Origin of the sequence: Cellulophaga geojensis KL-A (assembly GCF_000568425.1) — a bacterium.
GTDB lineage: Bacteria > Bacteroidota > Bacteroidia > Flavobacteriales > Flavobacteriaceae > Cellulophaga > Cellulophaga lytica.
The window spans coordinates 486,163-506,590 of record NZ_ARZX01000001.1 but is presented as its reverse complement, the minus strand read 5'-3'; the positions used below and the strand labels follow the sequence as shown (position 1 = coordinate 506,590).

The following is a 20,428-nucleotide window of genomic DNA, read 5'->3' as shown; positions in this document are numbered from 1 at the left end:
TTAGTGTATCGCTATGTTAGGACGGGACATTGTTTACATAAAAAAAGCCCTAAGCTAATTACTTAGGGCTGTTGTTTATTGTATGGCTACAATTACTTATAATTAACGTTTTTATTTTTTTATACTAAAGCTAAAGGTGGCTCCTTGGCCTAAAGTAGAGCTTACTTGTATGTTTCCGCCAGATTTTTCTACTATTTTTTTTACGGTAGCTAAACCAATACCATTACCACGTATACCGTATTTGTCTTGGTTGGCGTTTACTTCAAATATTTTAAAAATCTGTTCTTGTTTTTCTTGGGGTATTCCTGGGCCATTATCTTTTACGTAAAACTGGTAATGAGTTTCTGAGTCAGACACACCCAATTCTATCTTTATTTGTTTTTTGTCACTATATTTAATTGCATTGGTTACCAAGTTTATTAATATTTGGTCTAATGCAGTTTCATTAATATACAAGTCTGTAATTGTATTTTTTAGGGTAAAATCTATATTTTGTTCAAAAGAAAACAAACCAAAAATGGTATTTTTTACAGATTCTACCTTTACATCTACCTTGTTTTTACCTAAAATACTTTCGCTTCTGCTGTAATCTAATAAACCTTCTATTAAGCCTTTTAATTTGTCTGATGAGTCTATAATCATCTTTAAAATTTGTTTGCCCTCATCATCTATTTTAGACTGGTACATATCTAAAAACATACTTGTTAAGCTAGATACGTTGTTTAAAGGAGACTTTAAATCGTGCGCAGCAATAAAAGCAAAACGTTCTAGGTCTAGGTTTTTTTCTTCTTGCTTTTGTAGTTCTTCTTCCAATCTTTTTTTGCTTTTTCTAAGGCTAAGTAAATTCATTACTTGTTTAGATAAGGCTTGTAAAGATTTTTGCTGATGCTCTGTAAGTGTATTTGGTTTTTGGTCTACTACACATAATGTGCCTAGCGGCAAACCTTCTTCTGTAGTAAATGGTACACCTGCATAAAACATTACATGTGTGTCTCCTGTTACCAAAGGATTGTCATGAAAGCGCTCATCTTCACTAGTATTTGGTACCATAAAAACTTGTCCGTTTTCATGTATTGCGTGCCCACAGAAAGATATTTGCCTGTCCATTTCATTTACATCTATACCGTAGCTAGATTTAAACCACTGTCTGTCTTTGTCTATAAGTGTTATCATTGCCATAGGCATATTGCAGATTTCTGCAGCTATAGCGGTAATATTATCATAGTCAGACTCTGGTAAGGAATCTAATATAGAATAAGATTGTAGCGAGTCTAATCGCTCTCTTTCTTTAATGTGCTCTTTTGGTGCTATCATGGGGCCGTAGCTTTTTTACTTATTAGTAGGTTGTAAAAAACACAAAAAATGCATTTCACGGGACTTTCCACACACTTAAACGATATTTTAATGTGTTTATTGTATGGTGTTTAAATATAATACCGTATTATTTTATTCTAGCCTTTTATATTTGTTGTACTGGGCTGTTTTGCCTTGTTTTAGGTAGAGTTTTAATAACTTTTGTTTTGAGCTTGCATTTCCTTTTTTATGATTGTCTACAGCAGATTTCCATACTTTTTCTGCCTTTAACAAGTTGCCCTTTTTGTAATAAGCCTCGCCTAATAAGTTTTTTGTAAAAACAGAAGTAGAGTCTAGCTCTAGGTATTTTATAGCCTCGTCATACTGTTTAAGTTTTAAATAAGCATTGCCCAAGTTGTAAACAACGTTTAAGTTGCCTTTGTCTGCAAGGCTTTTTGCGTATTTAATTGTGCCTTCATAATCTTGATTACTTGCACACAAAGAAGCTAGTATTTGAGCTGCAGACTCATTGCCTCTTTCAAAACTCATTTGATAATATTTTTTGGCTTCACTAAGGTTATGGTTGTTAACATATAATAATGCTAACTTGTTCATAGATTTTGTGCTGCCGTCTTCAATAGCCAACTTGTAGTGTTTTATGGCTTTTTCTATATCTCCTTTTTTCTTGTATTTATCTGCTAAAGACTCGTTAGACGGACTACAACTGTTTAGCAAAAGTACAAATACAGAAATTTGTAGTAAGTTCTTCATTTTCATAGGTTAAAGTTCTTAGGTTTGTTTTCTTTTTATAGCCCGTAATAGCGTTCAAAAATTACTTGCCTTTTCTGGGGAAGAAATGGTGGCTTAAAAAAGACGTTTAGTTTTATATCATTTGTAAATTTTTATTGGTTTTTATAATTATTAATAAATTAAAGGTAAGTTATTTAAGGTACAAAAATAAGGTTATTCTTGCAAATCAAGAAAAAACTTGTAATTAATTAACATATAACGTTTTAGTAGCTGTTTAAATTTATAAAAAAATAAAAGAGCCTTACGTGGGCAAGACTCTTTACTAAATACAATTGTGTTTTAAATTAAGTTATAATTTATTCTTATGCAGTTGTTTAAAGTTGTTAATTACACTTTTCTGACCCTTAGTTAGATTTTTATCTTGTAAAAACCAATACACACGCCTAGCGGTAATAAAGTTAGCATTTAGTAATGGTATTAGGTGATCTGCGGTTTTTTCTGAAAAATAATTTTTGCTTTCTAGCATTTGCAACAATGCAGCTATCTCTTGATACGTTTTTAATTTACCAGCATAAGCACTAATACTGTCTAAATACTTGGGTTTTATATTGTGTGTAGTATTTTTTATAGATTTTAGTGCGGCTATCTTTTGTGCTAAATTCCCATTTATAAATAGCTTTTTAATGGTTTTTAAATAGGTGTTTTTAGGAGAACCTTCTAGGTAATTAATAGTAGGTTTTACCTCTTTTTGTGTCTCTTTTAAATTTTTAAAAATTGCGTTTATAAAGTTGTTTTTATACAATTTTCTTTTGCTCAACTCTGCTAAAGCAAGTGTGTAGTAAGTTGTATTTTTTTTGTTTATAAAAGCAAGTAATTGCGCATCTGTTGCTGTGCTTGCAGTTATTTGTTGGGCAATTGATATTATTTCTCCGTTAGCCCAATGCCAAAGCGTAAAACAAGTAAGTGCTGCGCCAGGTACTGTGTCTTCTTCAGCTAGGTCTAATGCTGTTGCTCCAGATATGGCATCTATATTGTCACTTAACTCATTTTTTACTGTTAAAACATCTTCTATGTACACTTCTTTAAAAGGTGATTTTTTGTTTTTGAGTATGGTGTGTAACTTATCATAATCTTTGGGTGCAAATACATCAGCTTCATACTTTTCTAAAGTTGCTCCTTTTTGTAAAGTGTACCGTTGGTATTCTCCTATGGCATTCCAGTACATACGAACCGGAATTACTTTACACACATTTTCTAAACAAATTACAGACTGTACGTCCATAAAATACTCTGTGGTAATACCTGCAGCATTTTTAACTTGTGTAAGTACTACTTTGGTGGGTGCTTTTTCTCCTGGGTGCTGTACTGTAATCACATGCTTTATAGTGCTGTTATTATTAGCGTAATAATTTTGGTAGCTGTGTTTTTCTTTTTGAAGCGGAATCAAAAAGAAAAACACAATGCAACTATATAAGTTTAATTTATTTAGCATCATTTATGCGTAACAACGAACTTCAAACAACTTAGCATCTTTAGCGCCATAGGTTTCTGTTATGTTAATTTTAATGGCGGTTACTTTGGTGTTGTTAAACTTAAATTTAATAAGCCTAGTTTGGTTATTATCAATAGCTCCTAGGTTTGTCCATTTGCCATTTACCCTACCTTGTATTTTAATTGCTTTGGTCATTTCTTCAGGTACACCATTTGTAAATAACTCATCATTTCTACTGTCTTTACGCATCATAATATTACGGTTTACATTGGTGTCGCATTTTATTTCTACGGCAGTTAGTGCTATAGGTGTATTCCACTCTAATTGTAATTCTGCGGGTAATCCTTTAGACATCCAATGATTAATTTTGCCGTCTATGTCTCTAGAAATTCCGTTGGTAAGTAGTTTTGCATCGCCAGATGAAGTAGTAGAAGCAAAAATTAAACTTGCTTTTTTAGCCAAGTCATTCGGATCTTTTGCAGGTCTTTTAGGAATGTAAACATCGTCTCTTAACAATTGCTCTTGTAACTCATTTATGTATTTTTTACCAACTTGCCTAGGTGTTGTGTTTTTTTGATTACAAATAGCTGCTGCTGTACCCACTGCTTGCCCCATTAATGCACAAGTTGCCATAATACGGCTAGATGATAGTGCAATGTGAGTTTGACTAACATTACGCCCAGCAAACATTAAGTTGGTGATGTTTTTAGAGTACAAGCTTCTAAACGGAAATTCATAAAGATCATGAAAATGATAATGAAAATGAGTTGGTGGCTCAGTAATATTGTCTATGCCTCCCGGAATATGCTCATCTATTGGCCAACCACCAAAAGCAACGGCATCTGGGTAATGTTTATACTCTGTTAAATCTTTTTCAGACACAATGTAGTCTCCTATAAAACGGCGAGATTCTCTACGGCATGGCAGTGAGCCAACCCAATCTAAGGCAAAGTTTTCTGCTTCCGGAAATTCACCTGAGTTTTTTATGTAATCCCAAACGCCATGTAAATACCCCATTAAACGGTGTCTGTTTTCTTCATAATCTGCAATAATATCATCATCACTACCTAGCTCTATCCACCAAATTCCGTTTTGAAAACCAGCAATATTACGTTTAGGATGTGCTTTTTTATAATCGTATTTTATTGCGTAAAAAGGAGGAGTGTATTTCATAGGTCTTCCCATATCTTTAGAAGACATAAGTAGGGTAGCTCCCATTTGCCAGCCATCTGCTTTTTCTGGTGCAAATGTTTCGTTAAATTCAGATGCAGCTTCTCTACCTGTTCTGTATTCTGCTCCTGCCGTTGCAGCTAACAAACCATCTCCAGAACAGTCTATAAAAATAGGTGCGTTTAGTGTGTACAGCATTTCTGTTGTAGATTGCCAACATAAAGCAGATTTAATTTTTGAGCCAGACATTACAGCTTCTATTGCTTGTGTGTTTAGCATTAGAGTTAGGTTTGGCTCACGCATAACATACTCGTACAAAACATGGTCAAAAACAGTATAGGCTTCTTGCTCGTTGCAAAACCTATTTAAAAGTAGCATTTCTTCAATAATACCAGTTTCTCTTTCTGCTTTTCCGTTTTTTAATCTGTTTACACCATTTAAATGTACACGCATTTCACTAGATGCATTACCTCCTAAAACAGGTCTGTCTTGCACAAGTACAGTTTTAGACCCATTGCGTGCGGCAGCAACTGCGGCACTTATACCAGCTGCGCCACCACCAATAACAACAACATCATAATCTGCTGTTTTTTTACGGTTTGGTATACCTGTTTTTCCGCTACCTAAATTATACCATTTGTCTGTATCTCTGTTGTAAACAATATCTTTTGGACCTCCGTGGGCAGTGGTTATCATTGGTACAACACTAGCAGCCACTGCGGCCTTAGTTCCTTTTTTAAAAAAATCTCTTCTTTCCATAATTCTATATTTTGTAAAAAGTTTGTTTGGTTTTACTTTAATTTTGGTTTATTTCCTTGCCACCCTTTAGTAAACTGTAGCATTAGTTTTTTTACCAATTTTGGATTTTTACTGGCAATATTTACAGTTTCAGATGGATCTAACTTATGGTTATACAGCTCTATAAAAATGGGTTCGTTTTTAGGTTTGTGTTTATCTTTCCACACAATAAAGCGGTAGTCTTTTGTTCGCATAGCATATCCCATAAGTGTATTTTCAAATACATTTCTATTCCATTTGTCTTTTTGCTGATGAATTATTCTTGCTTCTACATTTTTAATAAGCGGGCCAAAAAAGGTTTCTTTCATTGCAGGCCTTAGTGGGTAAGCTCCCCATTCTCTAAGTGCTGGCGTAGGAAACTGACTAAAAGCTGCAGTTTTCCATTTTTTAGTTGGCTTGTTTACTATTGGTTTAAAACTGTAGCCTTCTACATAATTTGGTACAGGAATATTAGCGTAGCTGCATAAGGTTGGGTAAATGTCTACAAGTTCTACCAAGGCATTTGTTTTTTTACCGCTGCTTTTTTTAGGCATATTTGGAGCCCAAAATAGCATAGGAACTCTAGTGGCTACTTCATAATTGGTAGCTTTACCCCAAATACCCATATCTCCTAAATGGTATCCGTGATCACTCCAAATAATAATAATGGTATTGTCTCTTAGTCCTTCTTTTTCAAGCTGAGTTATTATTTTACCTATTTGAGCATCTACATAGCTTACACAAGCTAAATATGCGTGCTTTAAGGTAACAGCTAAATTGTTATTTAGCTCTCCTTTTTTTGGTATGCCGCTTCTGGTTCTTAACTCAAAAGAAGCGTGTAAGCCCATTTCTGCACCTCCTTTTGGGCCTTGTTTTTCTAATGCCAGTTTTATAGTATTAGGGTTGTATAGATCCCAATATTTTTTTGGAGATGTCCAGTTTAAATGTGGTTTGTTAAAGCCTAAACCAAGAAAAAATGGCTTGTTGTTGGTTGCCATTTCTTTCATTGTAGCAATGGCTAGTTCTGTGTTGTAACCATCTAAATATTCATTATCTGCTACATCTGCGTTTTCATAAGCCGTACCCATTGCTAATCCGTATTTGGCAACTTCACCATACTTAGCAATCATTTTAGCTCTTTGTTCTTTTCTATCTTTATTATTTTCTTCTAGTACAAAACCTCCAGGTCTTTTAATGTTTTTTAAAAGCATACTATCAATTGCAGGTTGTCTGCTCCATGACAGTTCATCATCTAAATCACCATGATGAAAAATTTTACCACAATACACGGTTTCATAACCGTTATTTTTAAATTGTTGTGGTAGGGTTACTACATTTGGGTTTGCATCTCTAAACTTTATATAGTTGTGATAAACACCACTAGTCTCTGGGCGTATGCCTGTAAGCACACTAGCTCTAGATGGTCCGCAAATTGCTTGTTGGCAATATGCATTATTAAACAACAAGCCTTCAGTTGCTAACTTGTCTAAATTTGGAGTAATAGCAATGTTAGATCCGTAACAACCCAATTCTGGTCTTAAGTCGTCTATAGCAATAAAAAGTATATTAGGTTTTTTTTGAGAATAACAGCTAGTTGTTATCAAAATAAAACAGATTATCTTAATTAACTTTTTCATTCAAAATTAAGTTTGTGAGTCTTCTCAAATCTAGATTAAACTCTTATAAAAGCAGTAAAATATCACCTTACAAAAACTTAACATTGCTATTTTTTCGTGTTTTTTTACTTAACTTTAAAGTAATTTAAATTTTTAATAAAATGATATTAAATATATGATTTTCAATATATTAAAGCGTTTAAAGTTAATTGTTTTTCTTGCGTATTTACTTAATGCTATATTTTTTAACACCTTACAAGCCCAACAGTTTAAGGCCTTTAAAAATAAACCTGTTATTACAGAAGAATATTTAGACACTAGTTTAAAAGAAGCTAAAAATGAATATGCTATTGCTTTAAAAAAGAACGACTCATCTGCAGTAATTGAGAGTTTACTTAGTTTGTGTTATTTAGAGCGAATTAATTTGAATTATAGTGATGCTTTTATGTACGGAGGAGATGCTTTGTTTAGAGCAGAGGAATTAAAAGACACACTTTTAATGGCTAGAGCAAATGAAGAAATTGGGTATTTAAATTATTTGTTTAAGCAAGATGATTTGGCTGGTATAAATTTTAAAAAGGCCTATACTTATTTTAAGATTTCTTTTGATGAAAAAAAAATACCTGCAAAGGATATGTATAGCGCAAATTACAATTTAGCCTTGTATTACCAACGTACATCTAATACTATAATGCTAAAAAAATACATTGCCAATTGTGCTGCTATTGCCAAAAGAGAAAAAATGGACCCCATTTACAAAGCTTATTTAGACGAAAAAAGAGCATCTGTATTAGAGAAGAGTAGCAATTTAAATGAAGCATCTAAACTATTAACTAGTTCTATTAAAGCTATTAACAAAAAGTCGTCACTAATACATAATAGTTTTTTAATTGTACTTTACTCAAGGTTAGGAGGAATATACAGAAAGCAGAAAAAAACAGAGCTTGCAAAACAGAATTATGAAAAAGCTTTGACAATAAAAGATGTTGAGGGCGAATTAACTTTTTATAGAAGTTATGTGTACTCTAGGTATGCAGATGTTTTGTACAAACTAAAAGACTATAAAAGCTCTTACCAGAATTTGCGTATTGCTAATGAAATAAATGACACATACCTTAACCCAAGAAATGATAGTAACCAAGGTTTTTTAACCATACATAGCCATTATAGTGAGCAACTAAATGCAAAAAATGAATTGTTAAACAATCAAAAGTTAGAGCTGGCTAACCAAACACAAGAAATATTACGATTTAGAATACTGTTTTTTGTAATAGTGTTTTTGCTAATAATAGCAGCATTGGTAATTAGATCTAGGTTACGCTTTTTAAAACACCAAAAAAAGCAGCAAGACTCTAATGAGCAAATTGCAATTAAAAATAGTGAGTTAATGATTAATACATTGCAGCTAATAGAGCGTGAAAAAGTAATAAAAGAACTAAGTAATTACATAGAAAAAGAAAATACATCTAACAAAGCACCAGCAATTTTAAAGTTAATAAGAAAACGTTCTGTTACATTATGGGAAGCCTTTAATAATAGATTTTTAGCTCTTAATGAAGGTTTTTATGAGCGTTTAAAACAAAAAGTTCCGGATTTAAGTTCTGCAGATTTAAAAGTGTGTGCATTAATTAAACTTAATTTTAGCGGAAAAGAAATGGCTTATTTACTTGGTATTTCTTTAGGTAGTGTACACGTAGCAAGGCATAGGCTACGTAAAAAAATGAAAATTGACAGAGACGTAAATTTAGTAAATTACATAAACTCTATTTAATGGAGCTATAAAATAAAAGAGCCTTACATAAGTAAGGCTCTTTAGTGTTTACAAATAAACTAACTCAAACAATTGAGAACTAAACTAACTTTTATATTAATAACCAAAGTTTTGTACCATAGTTGGTGCTTTTTCTACTTCTGTTGCAGGTATAGGAAGGTAGTAGTGTTGTGCCATCCAAGGTCTTTCTACCACGGTTACTTCTTCACTAATTTCAGAGCCATCAGTAGTTTTTGTCCACCTTAATCCTTTTACATCAAACCCTAAGTGGTCTTCATTCATCCATCTTCTTTCATCAAAAAAGTTATGACCTTCAAAACATAACTCTATACGTCTTTCTCTTTTTATAGCTTCAAGTAAATCTGCTCCTGTAGCAGTAATGTCTGGTTGCAACGCTCTACTAGATATTTTGTTTACAAATGTTCTGGCTGTACCTTCATCACCTAAATGGTATTGTGCTTCTGCATAATTTAAATAAATTTCTGCTAGCCTATATAGTATGTAAGGTCGCTCTGGAGATATACCAGTTAAACCGTCTACCAAACCTTCTGCATTTAAAGTTCCAATACTTTCATCTTGAAACTTTCTAATGTTATAGCCTGTTTTAGAGGAATGTTGTTGGTTACCTAAACCCTGCTCAGAGTCTAAGCCGTGTGGGTGAGCACCTGTATCATCAGATAAATAATACTGTACTTTACGACCTCTAAATTCTGCTCCGTTGTAATTAAGATCTGCATAATACCTCATTTCTCTATTGATATTAGGGTTTGCAGGATCAAAAGAAGCGTCATTAGTAGTGCTACCATCTGCCATATTAAATTGTAAAGCAAAGTTGTGAGTAGGAGCAGCTAAAGCCCAACCACTGTATCCGCTAGGAGAAAATGTTTGGTCTGGCAAAGAGTTTGCATCTGTCCCAAAATCATAATAAAGAGCACTGTAAGGCCTTGCAAAAAGAATGTCTTCATTGGGTGATAAAAATAATTTTTGGTATTCTTCAGCATCAGCAACAGCAATTAAATCGCGCGCACCAACTAGGTCTATTACAGCTTTAGCAGCATCTGCAGCATCTTGCCATTTTGTAGGTTTAGAGTAGGTGTATAGTGGGTCATTACTAGGAGCAAAAGCAGGGTCATGTAATTTACTAGCGGCATATAATAATGTTCTAGATTTTACGGCTAATGCAGCTAATTTAGTTGCTCTACCAAACTCACTACCTGGTCTTGTTTCTGGTAAAACAGCAGAAACATCATCTAACTCTGTAACAATAAAATCTACACACTCTTCATAACTATTACGTACTAAAGCAAAATCGTCATCTAAACCTAAAGCATTTTCTAAAATAGGAACACCACCATAAAAACGAATTAATTTGCTATAAATATTAGCGCGTAAAAAACGCATTTCAGCTTTTAAAACAGCTACTTTTTCTGGGTCTTTTTGCATTGCTTGGCTATCATCTACTTTATCTAAAAACTCATTAGCAAGTCTTACATAATCCCAATAGTTATCCCATTTTCCGTTTAACATACCAACAGTACCAGGTGTCATACCAGCTCTAAGTCTAAATTGGTCTAGCAGTTTAAAATTAAAAATAGCCTCATAGGAACCTACCTCTAGATTAAATCTACGTCCCCACCATTGCCTTTTATTTACGCCCCAGCTTTCTGTACTGTTGTAAACAGTATATACTAGTCTTTCTAACTGTTCTGGGTCATTATATATTAAGTCTTCTGCAAAGGCATCTCTAGCCTCTACATCTAATACATCATTACAACTAGACAAGCAAAACAGGCCAATTGCTATAAATGTATATATTAATTTTAAATTTTTCATATCTGTATTTTTTTAAATTAGAAACTAAAGTTTACACCTAATGTATATGTTTTTAAAGACGGGTAAGTACTACCTCTAAAGTTATTGTAACCGGCTGCTTCTGGGTCTAAACCTAGCTTTTGCACATCAGAAAACATTGTAATTAGGTTAAGTCCTCTTGCAAATATTTTTATATCACAAAACTCAATTTTGTCTTTTGGAATAGTATAACCTACTTCTATTTCTTTTAGCCTTAAGAAAGATGCATCATGCAACCATAAATCTGCTCCTTGAAAGTTTTCAGAATTTCCACTTTGGTTACCACTATACTTGTCACTTTGTCCAAAAGCTCTAGGGTATCTAGAGTCTCTGTTTGTAGGTGTCCATCTTTGGTTAAATACATATTCTGGTTTTGCTCCTGCTTGATCAAAAAACACTAACATTTTAGCCTCTGCTTGCCCTTGAAAAAGGAAGCTCATATCAAAATTTTTGTATTTAAAACCACCGTAAACACCATATTGAATTTGTGGAATGTTAGAGCTGTAATCTCTAACTCTGTCATTAGCATCTATTTTACCGTTACCATCGGTATCTAAATAAATTGGCTCTCCTTCTACAGTACCGCCTAGTTTAACATCTGTAGCATCTACTTGTGCTTGATCTCTAAAAATTCCTGCTGTTGGATAAGTTATGTAAGAGTCTATAGAATACCCTTCTCTTTTTCGCCATTCTGGTACATCACTAGCTTCTGCTAAAAATACCACTTCATTTTTAGCTTTGGTAACGTTACCGCCAATGTTATAGCTAAAATTATCGTTTACTTGTTGGTTCCAGCCTAACTCTAGTTCCCAACCAAAGTTATCTACTTTACCAATGTTTTCTGCTGGTAATGTTAAACCAGCTGCATCTGGTATAGCAGCTGCTCTAGTAACTAATATATCTTCTCTGTTTTGGTAGAAGTAGTTAAAGTCTCCAGTAAGTTTACTTTCAAACATAGAAAAAGCCAAACCTATATTTTTCATATAAGCAGTTTCCCAAGTAATGTTAGGGTTTGGAACATTGTCTGGAGTATAGCCATTAAAAGTTACTCCAGGATTACCAAAAACATAGTAATTAGGATTAGCAGTATTGGTTGGTCCGCCATAATCAAAACGAGTTAAGTATTGAAAAGCACCAATACGGTCGTTACCCATTTTTGCCCACGAACCTCTTAGTCTTAGGTCTGTTAACCAGTCTGCATTGTCTAAAAAAGATTCTTTATTAATTGCCCATGATGCAGCAACGCCTGGGAAAGTACCATACCTTTTTCCAGGGCCAAAGTTACTAGAGCCATCATGACGAATTGTAAAGTCTACAAAATATTTCTTTTTATAATCGTAAGAGAAAGAACCAAAATAGTTAACTCTTCCCCATTCTTGTGATGTACCAAAAGACTGTTGACCTTCATCACTACCTGCAAAAAGCTCTGTATGTTCTTTGGTTGGAAAACCTTGACGTTGAGCCCAAAAAGAACGTTGTTCTGACTGTGCTTGCTCATAACCAACAAATGTGTTGATTGAGTGATTTTCTCCTAGTTTTTTCTTGTAATATAAAGTAGCGTTTGCCTGTACTTCATCAAACTTCCAGAAGCTTTCAGTAAGTATTCTTTCTCCTCCTCTTTGAGACTTACCTGTTGTTGGTACATATTCTCCTGTAGATTCCTGAAAAGAATAAACCGTCCATGGCGTATACCATGATTTTTGATCGTTATTTTGTCTACGTACACCAACAAAAGTTTTAAATGTTAATCCTGGAGTAATAGATTTTAAATCCCAATCTAAAGAAAAACGACCTCTTAATGTATTGTCAATTCTTTTAACAAAGCCAGACTCGTTACTAGACATAACGTATGGGTTAGCTCCGTTTTCTCCTCCCCATCCTGGTAAACCATTTGGGTAAATACCTACTTCTGTAGGTTCGTTAGTATAAATGTGCTTGTATATAAAGTTAGCATCTACACCTGGCTCTTGCGTGTTTCCAAACCTACCAGAAAGGTCTACACCTAATTTTATGTTGTTTGTAAGTTTAATGTCTAAGTTAGAACGAACTTGGTTTTGTCTAAATCTTAAATCTCCAGACTTAAATAAACCTACTTGTTTAATAAAGTCGCCACTTACAAAATATTTTACATCTTCACTACCACCAGAAATAGAAATTGAGTTTCTAGATTCTGGAGATGTTTTAGCAAAAGTTAAGTCGCTCCAATCTGTGCTAGGAAAATTTATAGGATCTGTACCAGATGCGTAATTATTTATTTGCTCTTGAGTAAAACGAGGAGCCTGCCCTAATCTATCATTAATTTCATTCTCGTAAATTGCGTACTGCTCAGAAGACATAAGTTCTGGAGTTACAGAAAAAGAAGATAGGTTGTATGATGAAGAGATGTTAATTTTTGGCTTACCAGATTTACCTCTTTTAGTAGTTACTAATATTACACCATTTGCTGCTCTAGCTCCATAAATTGCTGCTGCACCATCTTTTAGTATAGTTATAGATGCAATGTCTTGCGGAGATAGTTGAGAAAAAGTTCCTGTTACAACACCATCTATTAAAATTAATGGTGAGTTATTGTTTAAGGTAGATTTACCTCTAATTAATAAAGATACATCACCTGTAGAACCAGGATACCCACCTCTATCATTTACAATTAAACCAGAAACTTTACCAGCTAATGATTTAGCTAAATCCTTGTTAGATGTTTTTTCTAACTCTTCACTTTTTATGGCACTTACAGAGCCTGTTACTTCTCCTTTTTTACGAGTAGTATATCCTAAAACAACAACTTCTTCTAGGTTTTCTGCATCAGCAGCCATTGTTACATTAATTGTAGTTTGGCTACCTACTGTTACTTCTTGTGCTTTGTATCCTATATAAGTAAATATTAATACAGGATTATCTCCTTCTACAGTAATACTATAATTACCATCAAAATCTGTAGTAGTACCGTTTGTAGTTCCTTTTACAACAATACTAACGCCTAACATTGGGCCTAGTTCATCTGAAACGGTACCAGTAATTGTTTTTTGTTGTGGTAGTATAGGTGCATTAGGTGTAGCACTTGCATGTAAAGGTATGGTTAGCAAACTAAATAATAAAAGTTGCGTTAATAGCAATTTGTTAGATAGGAGAAAGTACTTTCCTATTTTTTTAATTTTTGGTTTTTTCATAATTCTGAGTTGTTACGTTAGGAGTTTTTTAGTTACATAGTGTTTTGTCTAATACTTATTTAGTATAAGTATAGCCTAGTAGTTTTTAGTTGTTTTTTAGATATGAAGCAGTACATTGTTTTTAACGTAATTTCAAACAATAATAATGAGCATATCATAAAAATTAGTTTCATAATTCAAAAGAAGTGTAAAAAACAGGGTATCTATTTATCAATTTTACCTTTCGATAACATTATTTTAACCTTTTTAATTAAAAAGGGGCTATTTTAGGGTAAAGAGGAGTTTTTTGGGGTAGGTAACCGCTATAATTAATTTTTAGAGCGTTAATTGTTTCGTTTACAGCACCTAACAGTAGGCGTAAAAAAACTCCTTAGTAGTATAAGGAGTTTGTATTAAAATATATGTTTGTATTTATTTAGGTAATGCAAAGGTATTATTAAAAGTAGCCATTGTGCTGTCTTTCCACATTTCTTGCAAATAGGTTGGGTCAAACCACAGTGGTTCTGTGTGTGTTTTACTCCATTGTTCTGCATCGTTTACAAGCCCTTTTAATATGTCTGGGTGTGTAGCACTTAAATCTTTTTTTTCGCCTATATCTTCCGTAATTTTAAATAGTTTCCAAGGTTGCTTACTAACTTTTAATGCTTTCCATTCGTCTTTTCTTGCAGCTACATCTGTATAGCCTTCTCTGTGTCGCATAGCAAACAACGTTTCTTTTTTGTGTATGTTTTTGTTGTTTAGTATAGATTCCCAAACATTTTTTCCGTGTAAAACTTTGTTGTCAGGAAGCTTTGCTTTTCCTATATGAGCTAATGTAGGGTAAAGGTCTAAGCTTGTAATAGGGAAGTTGTTTTTATGCCCTTTTGCAATATTTTTTGGGTAATACATAAACATAGGAACGCGGTAACCACCTTCCCAAGTATCTCCTTTTCTTCCGTGTAAAGGATTGTTTGTAGCGCCATGATCTGTATTGCCTCCATTATCACTTAAAAAGATAATTAGTGTATTTTCTAATTGATTTGTTTCTTTTAAAGTGTTTACTATTTGTTTAATCCCTCGGTCTACAGCATAAACCATAGCAGCATAAGTTCTTCTATCTTTATCTTTGATGGCTGAAAATTTTTCCAAATCTTCTTCTTTTGCTTCAAGTGGTACGTGCGGTGCATTGTATGCCAAGTATAAAAAAAACGGTTTCTTTTTATTTGACGCTTCTTTTACAAAACGAGATGCTTCTCTAGAAAAAGCATCGGTTAAATATTCTGTTTCTTTAACTTCTTTACCATTATGTTCTAGCGGAAGTATGTAATCTCTAATTATTTTTTTCTTAGCTTTTTTTTGCTTTTGGTACTGTGCTTGGTATTGTTCTGGAAAATAATTGTGCCCTCCACCTAAAAAGCCATAAAAATCTGTAAAACCACGTTGATTGGGATGAAACTCTTCTGTGGCGCCTAAATGCCATTTTCCAATAGCTCCTGTGTAATAGCCAGACTCTTGTAATGTTTTAGCTATAAATTGCTCGTTGGTATCAATTCCTTTGCCTAAAGATTCTCCGTTAGCAGGTAAATTAAACTGTGAGCCTATAGTATGCGGATATTTACCAGTTAATAGTGCAGCCCTACTTGGTCCACAAAAAGGATGTGCTACGTAAGCCGATGTAAATATGGTTCCTGCATTTGCTAGTTTGTCTAATTCTGGTGTTTTAATATCTGTACTGCCATTAAAACCAACATCAGAATATCCTAAATCATCACAAAGAACCAATAAAATATTAGGTTGTTTTGTTTCTGTTTTAACTTCTGTTGCTGCTTGGGCAACTTTTTTAGGTTTGTTGTTGCAGCTTAATGCAGTTAGTAAAACTGCTAATACAAGTGTCTTTGAGTTTTTATTAAAAATCATACTCTTAATACTTAGTTAAGTTGTGCTAAATTGCCTTTCCAACCTTTGTTAAATTGTACAAGTAGCTTTTTTACAATCTCTGGATTTTCTTTAGCTATATTTATAGTTTCGTTAGGGTCGTTTAAATGGTTGTACAGTTCAATAAAAATAGGTTTTGCGTTTTTGGTTTTATAATCTTTCCAAACAATAAATCTATATTCTTTTGTACGCATAGAGTAGCCCATTAATTTGTTCTCAAACAAATCTCTATTCCATTTATCTCCTTGTTGTTTTTTTATCTTTTCTTCAACTTCTTCAATTAAAGGGCCAAAAGATGTTTCTTTCATTCCTTTAGATAATGGGTTAGCAGCCCATTCTCTTAACGCTGGTGTAGGAAACTGACTAAAAACAGCTTTTTTCCAATCTAAATTTGGGTTGCTTAATAATGGTTTAAAACTTTGTCCTTCTACTGTGTTAGGCACTGCTACATCTACTAAATCACAAAGAGTAGGGTACATATCTACAAGCTCTACTAAGGCATCTGTTTTTTTGCCTTTTATTTCTTTTGGCATATTGGGAGTGTTAATTATTAAAGGCACTCTTGTTGCAATTTCATAGTTTGTTGCTTTGCCCCAAATGCCCATATCACCAAGGTGCCAACCGTGGTCACTCCATAATATAACTATCGTGTTGTCTCTTTGTCCAGATTCTTCTAGGGCTTTTAACATACGTCCTATTTGTGCATCTATATAACTTACACAGGCTAAATATGCGTGTTTTAATTTAATTGCTTGTTCATCTGTAATATCTCCTTTTTTAGGAATGTCTGCTCTAGCTCTTAACTCAAACGAAGCGTGTAACCCCATAGCAGCCCCGTCTTTTGGACCTTGCTTTTGTTGAGCCAATTTTATATCATCTTCATTATATATATCCCAATATTTTTTTGGAGCTTGCCAGTCTAAATGTGGTTTTTTCATTCCTAATCCCAAAAAAAATGGTTTATTAGGGTTTTTGTTTAGCATATCTTTTAAAGTTGCTATTGCAAGGTCTGTATTATAACCATCTTCATATTCATTATCAGGATAATCTGCAAACTCATAAGCCGGACCTTTACCTAGTCCATTACGTAATGCATTTTCTCCGTACTTGGCTACCATAGCAGCGCTATTTTCTTTATGCAATTTTATGTTTTCTGGTAGTTTAAAGCCAAATTTTGGCTTTTTACTAGCGCTCATTTGGCTATGTGGCACAGGTTTTCTACTCCATGATAATTTAGGGTCATTGTATTTTCCGTGGTAAATTTTGCCTGTGTGTACGGTTTCATATCCGTTTGCCCATAATTGCTGAGGTAGTGTTACAATATCTGGGTTAGCATCTCTAAAATAGGTGAAGTTTTCTACTACGCTTATGCTTTCTGGTCTGGCTCCTGTCATTAAACTAGCTCTAGAAGGGCTGCATATTGCTTCTTGGCAATAGGCATTATTAAATTGTAAGCCATTACTAGCTAAAGCGTCTATGTTAGGAGTAATGGCAATTTTAGAACCGTAAGTGCCAAGTTCTGGGCGTAAATCATCTACAGCAATAAATAAAATATTTGGCTTTTTTTTGATTTCTTTTTTTGTCTCTTTTTGTGATTGGCAACTACTTATAAATAAAAGTAGTAATATTAATTGCGCGTATCTCATTTAGTATTTCAAAAGTTAATATTAAGTGCTATCAAAATAACCTAAAACAAGCAATTAAATGTTCTTTTAGTTTATCCTTGCGTTGCACTATTTTACCCTATTTGTTTATACTTGTATTATTTTAATGAGTAACCATTGCTTTTTGGGTACCTTAAAAGTGTTTTTAGGGTATGTTTAATTTTACTTTTGTTGGTAAAATAAAGTGTTAATAGGTTAATTATAGCGGTTTGTTGTGCTTATTTTTGCTTAAATTTAAAACATAGACATCTTTACAAAACTAAATATAGGATTTATGACCAAACTAAAAATTAACGGAGAAATACATACGATAGATGTAGATCCAGAAATGCCTTTGTTATGGGCAATAAGAGATATTATAGGTTTTACAGGAACTAAATTTGGATGCGGAAAAGGTTTTTGCGGTGCTTGTATGGTTTTAATGGATGGTAATGCGGTAAACTCTTGTCAGCTTCCTGTTTCTGCTGTGGGTGAAAATGAATTAATTACAGTTGAGGGACAGACAGAAAATCTTCAGTTATTACAAAAATCTTGGGCAGAGCATAATGTTCCGCAATGTGGTTTTTGTCAATCTGGGCAATTAATAACAGCAACTGCATTGTTAAACGGTAATAGCAACCCTTCTGATGAAGATATAAATAATGCTATGGTGCGTAATATTTGCCGCTGTGGTACATATCCGCGTATAAAAAAGGCTATAAACCATTCTGTTGAATTAAAAAACAAAGGCTAGTATGAAAGATGTAAAAAATGTAAGTCGTAGAAGTTTTTTAAAAGGATTAGGTTTGGCTTCAGGCGGATTAATAATTGCCTCTGGAACAACACTTTTTATTGGCTGTGAACCTAAAGAAGTAATAGAGTTTAATCCTAATTTATTTGTTCAGCTTAATTCTGATGGAAATCTAATTTTAGTAGCGTCTAGATCAGAAATGGGTCAAGGTGTGCGTACTTCTTTAACGTCTGTTATTGCAGATGAAATGGAGGCAGATTGGGATAGAGTAAGTATAAAGCAGGCTGTAGGTGATGTTAAGTACGGTGATCAAAATACAGATGGCTCTAAAAGTGTACGTCTTTTGTATGAAGAAATGCGTAAAATTGGAGCCGCTACAAAGGCAGTTTTAATTGCAGCAGCAGCTAAAAAATGGGAGGTTTCTACATCAGAACTAAAAGCAGAAAACCATTTTGTTATAAGTAATAGTGGAAAAAAAATAGGATTTGGAGAACTTGTAGAGATTGCTAAAACTATAGAGGTTCCTAAAGATGTTGTTTTAAAAGATCCTAAAGATTTTAAATTTATTGGTAAATATTTACCAAGTAAAGATGTAGAAAACTTATCTAACGGAAGTGCAGTTTTTGGTTTAGATAAGCGTTTAGATAATATGAAATTTGCAGCTATAAAACGTTGCCCAGTTACTTTTGGTACAGTAAAATCTTTTGATAAAACTGAAGCCTTAAAAATTGCAGGTGTTTTAGATGTTGTGGAAATTCCTAGGGTAGAAAAACCTTTTGGTCCATTAGGAGGTGTAGCTGTTGTTGCTACAAATACTTGGGCTGCTTTTAAAGGTAAAGAGGCTTTAAAAGTAGAGTGGGATTTTGGTGCAAATGCTAATTATGATACTGAAGAGTATATGAAGCAGATAACAGCCAATGTGCAGAAAAAAGGAAAGGTTGCTAAAACGGTAGGTAATGTAGATTCTGCATTTAAATCTGCAACAAAAACTATAGAAAGTACATACCAATTACCACATTTAGTGCATACACCTATGGAGGTGCCTAATGCTGTTGTTTGGGTACAAGAGAATACGTGCGAAGTTTGGGCTCCAACACAAGAACCACAGCGTACAAGAACAGAAGTTAGTGCTTTTTTAGAAACAGATGAAAAAAATGTAACTGTTAATGTTACGTTTTTAGGAGGTGGTTTTGGTAGAAAATCCAAGCCAGATTATGTGGTTGAAGCAGCAGCCGTTTCTAAAGCAATTAACGCTCCTGTACAAGTTGTATGGTCACGTGAAGATGATATACAACATAGTTATTACCATACTATAGCAGCACAATATATGAAAGGTAGTTTGGATAAAGACGGAAAAGTAACTGGTTGGTTGCATCGTTTTGCGTTGCCTTCTATAGCGTCTACTTTTGCTCCGGGAACTGTAGATCCTGCTCCTTTTGAAGCTGCTAGTGCTACAAACGTACCTTTTGAGATTCCTAATATGCAGGTAGAAACAGGAGAAGCACCAGCGCATGTTAGAATTGGTTGGATGCGTTCTGTTATAAACATACCACACGGTTTTGCTATTAATGTTTTTGCTGATGAGTTAGCTAATGAAGCAGGAGTAGACCCGCTTGAGTTTAGATTAAATCTTATTGGTAGTGACCGCATTGAAGATACTAAAAATGAATATAAGTATGATACTGCTCGTTTAAAACACGTGCTAAAGCAGGCTGCTAAAAATGCAGATTGGGGTAAAAAATTACCAGAAGGACATGCAATGGGGCTTGCAGTACATTATAGTTTTTTATCTTATGTTGCATCTGTGGTTGAGGTATCTGTTATAAATAATAAAGTAAAAGTACACAACATACATTCTGTTATAGATTGTGGTTTGGCTGTAAATAAAAATACAATTACCGCACAAATGGAAGGTGCTGCTATTTTTGGTATGTCTTTGGCTTTTTATGGTAAAATTACTGCTAAAGATGGCGCTATTGAACAAACCAATTTTGGTGATTACCAAATGTTACGTATGCCACAAGCACCAAACATACATATAGAAATTGTAGAAAATAACGAAAAACCAACAGGTGTTGGTGAGCCAGGGGTGCCAGTTATTGCACCAGCTATTGTAAATGCAATTTTTAAAGCAACAGGTAATAGATATAGAACATTACCACTTAAAGATTATAAGTTAGTTTAATACACTATAATTAACACAAATTAAAAGGGGATAAGTTGTAAAACTTAT

Annotated in this window: 12 protein-coding genes; 3 read left to right on the top strand and 9 right to left on the bottom strand. The window is 33.7% G+C overall.

Going from position 1 to position 20,428, the window contains the following annotated elements:
- Positions 1–111: 111 nt before the first annotated feature.
- From KLA_RS02265 to KLA_RS02245, 5 genes are all read right to left on the bottom strand, one after another.
- Positions 112–1,314, bottom strand: a complete 1,203-nt coding sequence (locus KLA_RS02265; protein WP_034643303.1) for a GAF domain-containing sensor histidine kinase — start codon at positions 1,312–1,314, stop codon at positions 112–114.
- A 132-nt stretch (positions 1,315–1,446) separates the two neighbouring features.
- Positions 1,447–2,064: a tetratricopeptide repeat protein gene (locus KLA_RS02260; RefSeq protein WP_034643302.1), complete on the bottom strand. Its 618-nt coding sequence runs from the start codon at positions 2,062–2,064 to the stop codon at positions 1,447–1,449.
- 328 nt (positions 2,065–2,392) lie between these two features.
- Positions 2,393–3,418 carry a hypothetical protein gene (locus KLA_RS02255; protein ID WP_152536819.1) on the bottom strand — a complete coding sequence of 342 codons (1,026 nt, stop codon included), beginning with the start codon at positions 3,416–3,418 and terminating at the stop codon, positions 2,393–2,395.
- Between the two features lie 120 nt (positions 3,419–3,538).
- Positions 3,539–5,464 carry an FAD-dependent oxidoreductase gene (locus KLA_RS02250; RefSeq protein ID WP_034643297.1) on the bottom strand — a complete coding sequence of 642 codons (1,926 nt, stop codon included), beginning with the start codon at positions 5,462–5,464 and terminating at the stop codon, positions 3,539–3,541.
- Positions 5,465–5,496: 32 nt separating this feature from the next.
- The gene (locus tag KLA_RS02245) at positions 5,497–7,119 is read right to left on the bottom strand and encodes a sulfatase (protein ID WP_034643295.1); all 1,623 of its coding nucleotides are present in this window, start codon (positions 7,117–7,119) and stop codon (positions 5,497–5,499) included.
- A gap of 154 nt (positions 7,120–7,273) precedes the next feature.
- Here KLA_RS02245 and KLA_RS02240 point away from each other — a divergent pair, with 154 nt between their 5' ends.
- Positions 7,274–8,869, top strand: coding sequence for a helix-turn-helix transcriptional regulator (locus tag KLA_RS02240; RefSeq protein ID WP_034643292.1), 1,596 nt, complete (start codon positions 7,274–7,276; stop codon positions 8,867–8,869).
- 96 nt (positions 8,870–8,965) lie between these two features.
- Here the strand turns inward: KLA_RS02240 and KLA_RS02235 are convergent, their stop codons facing one another.
- The 4 genes from KLA_RS02235 to KLA_RS02220 form a co-directional block, all read right to left on the bottom strand.
- A complete protein-coding gene (locus KLA_RS02235) occupies positions 8,966–10,702 on the bottom strand; it encodes a RagB/SusD family nutrient uptake outer membrane protein (protein ID WP_034643290.1) in 1,737 nt (578 codons plus the stop codon).
- Between the two features lie 17 nt (positions 10,703–10,719).
- Positions 10,720–13,887 (bottom strand): SusC/RagA family TonB-linked outer membrane protein, encoded by a 3,168-nt coding sequence (locus tag KLA_RS02230; RefSeq protein WP_034643287.1) that lies wholly within the window; start codon positions 13,885–13,887, stop codon positions 10,720–10,722.
- A 411-nt stretch (positions 13,888–14,298) separates the two neighbouring features.
- Positions 14,299–15,783: a sulfatase gene (locus tag KLA_RS02225; RefSeq protein ID WP_034643285.1), complete on the bottom strand. Its 1,485-nt coding sequence runs from the start codon at positions 15,781–15,783 to the stop codon at positions 14,299–14,301.
- 11 nt (positions 15,784–15,794) lie between these two features.
- Positions 15,795–17,447, bottom strand: a complete 1,653-nt coding sequence (locus KLA_RS02220) for a sulfatase (protein ID WP_034643283.1) — start codon at positions 17,445–17,447, stop codon at positions 15,795–15,797.
- Between the two features lie 292 nt (positions 17,448–17,739).
- On the opposite strand from KLA_RS02220, the gene KLA_RS02215 reads away from it, so the two are divergent.
- Both KLA_RS02215 and KLA_RS02210 read left to right on the top strand, forming a co-directional pair.
- The gene (locus KLA_RS02215) at positions 17,740–18,198 is read left to right on the top strand and encodes a (2Fe-2S)-binding protein (protein ID WP_013621365.1); all 459 of its coding nucleotides are present in this window, start codon (positions 17,740–17,742) and stop codon (positions 18,196–18,198) included.
- Between the two features lies 1 nt (position 18,199).
- Positions 18,200–20,380: a xanthine dehydrogenase family protein molybdopterin-binding subunit gene (locus KLA_RS02210; RefSeq protein ID WP_034643281.1), complete on the top strand. Its 2,181-nt coding sequence runs from the start codon at positions 18,200–18,202 to the stop codon at positions 20,378–20,380.
- Positions 20,381–20,428: the final 48 nt, after the last annotated feature.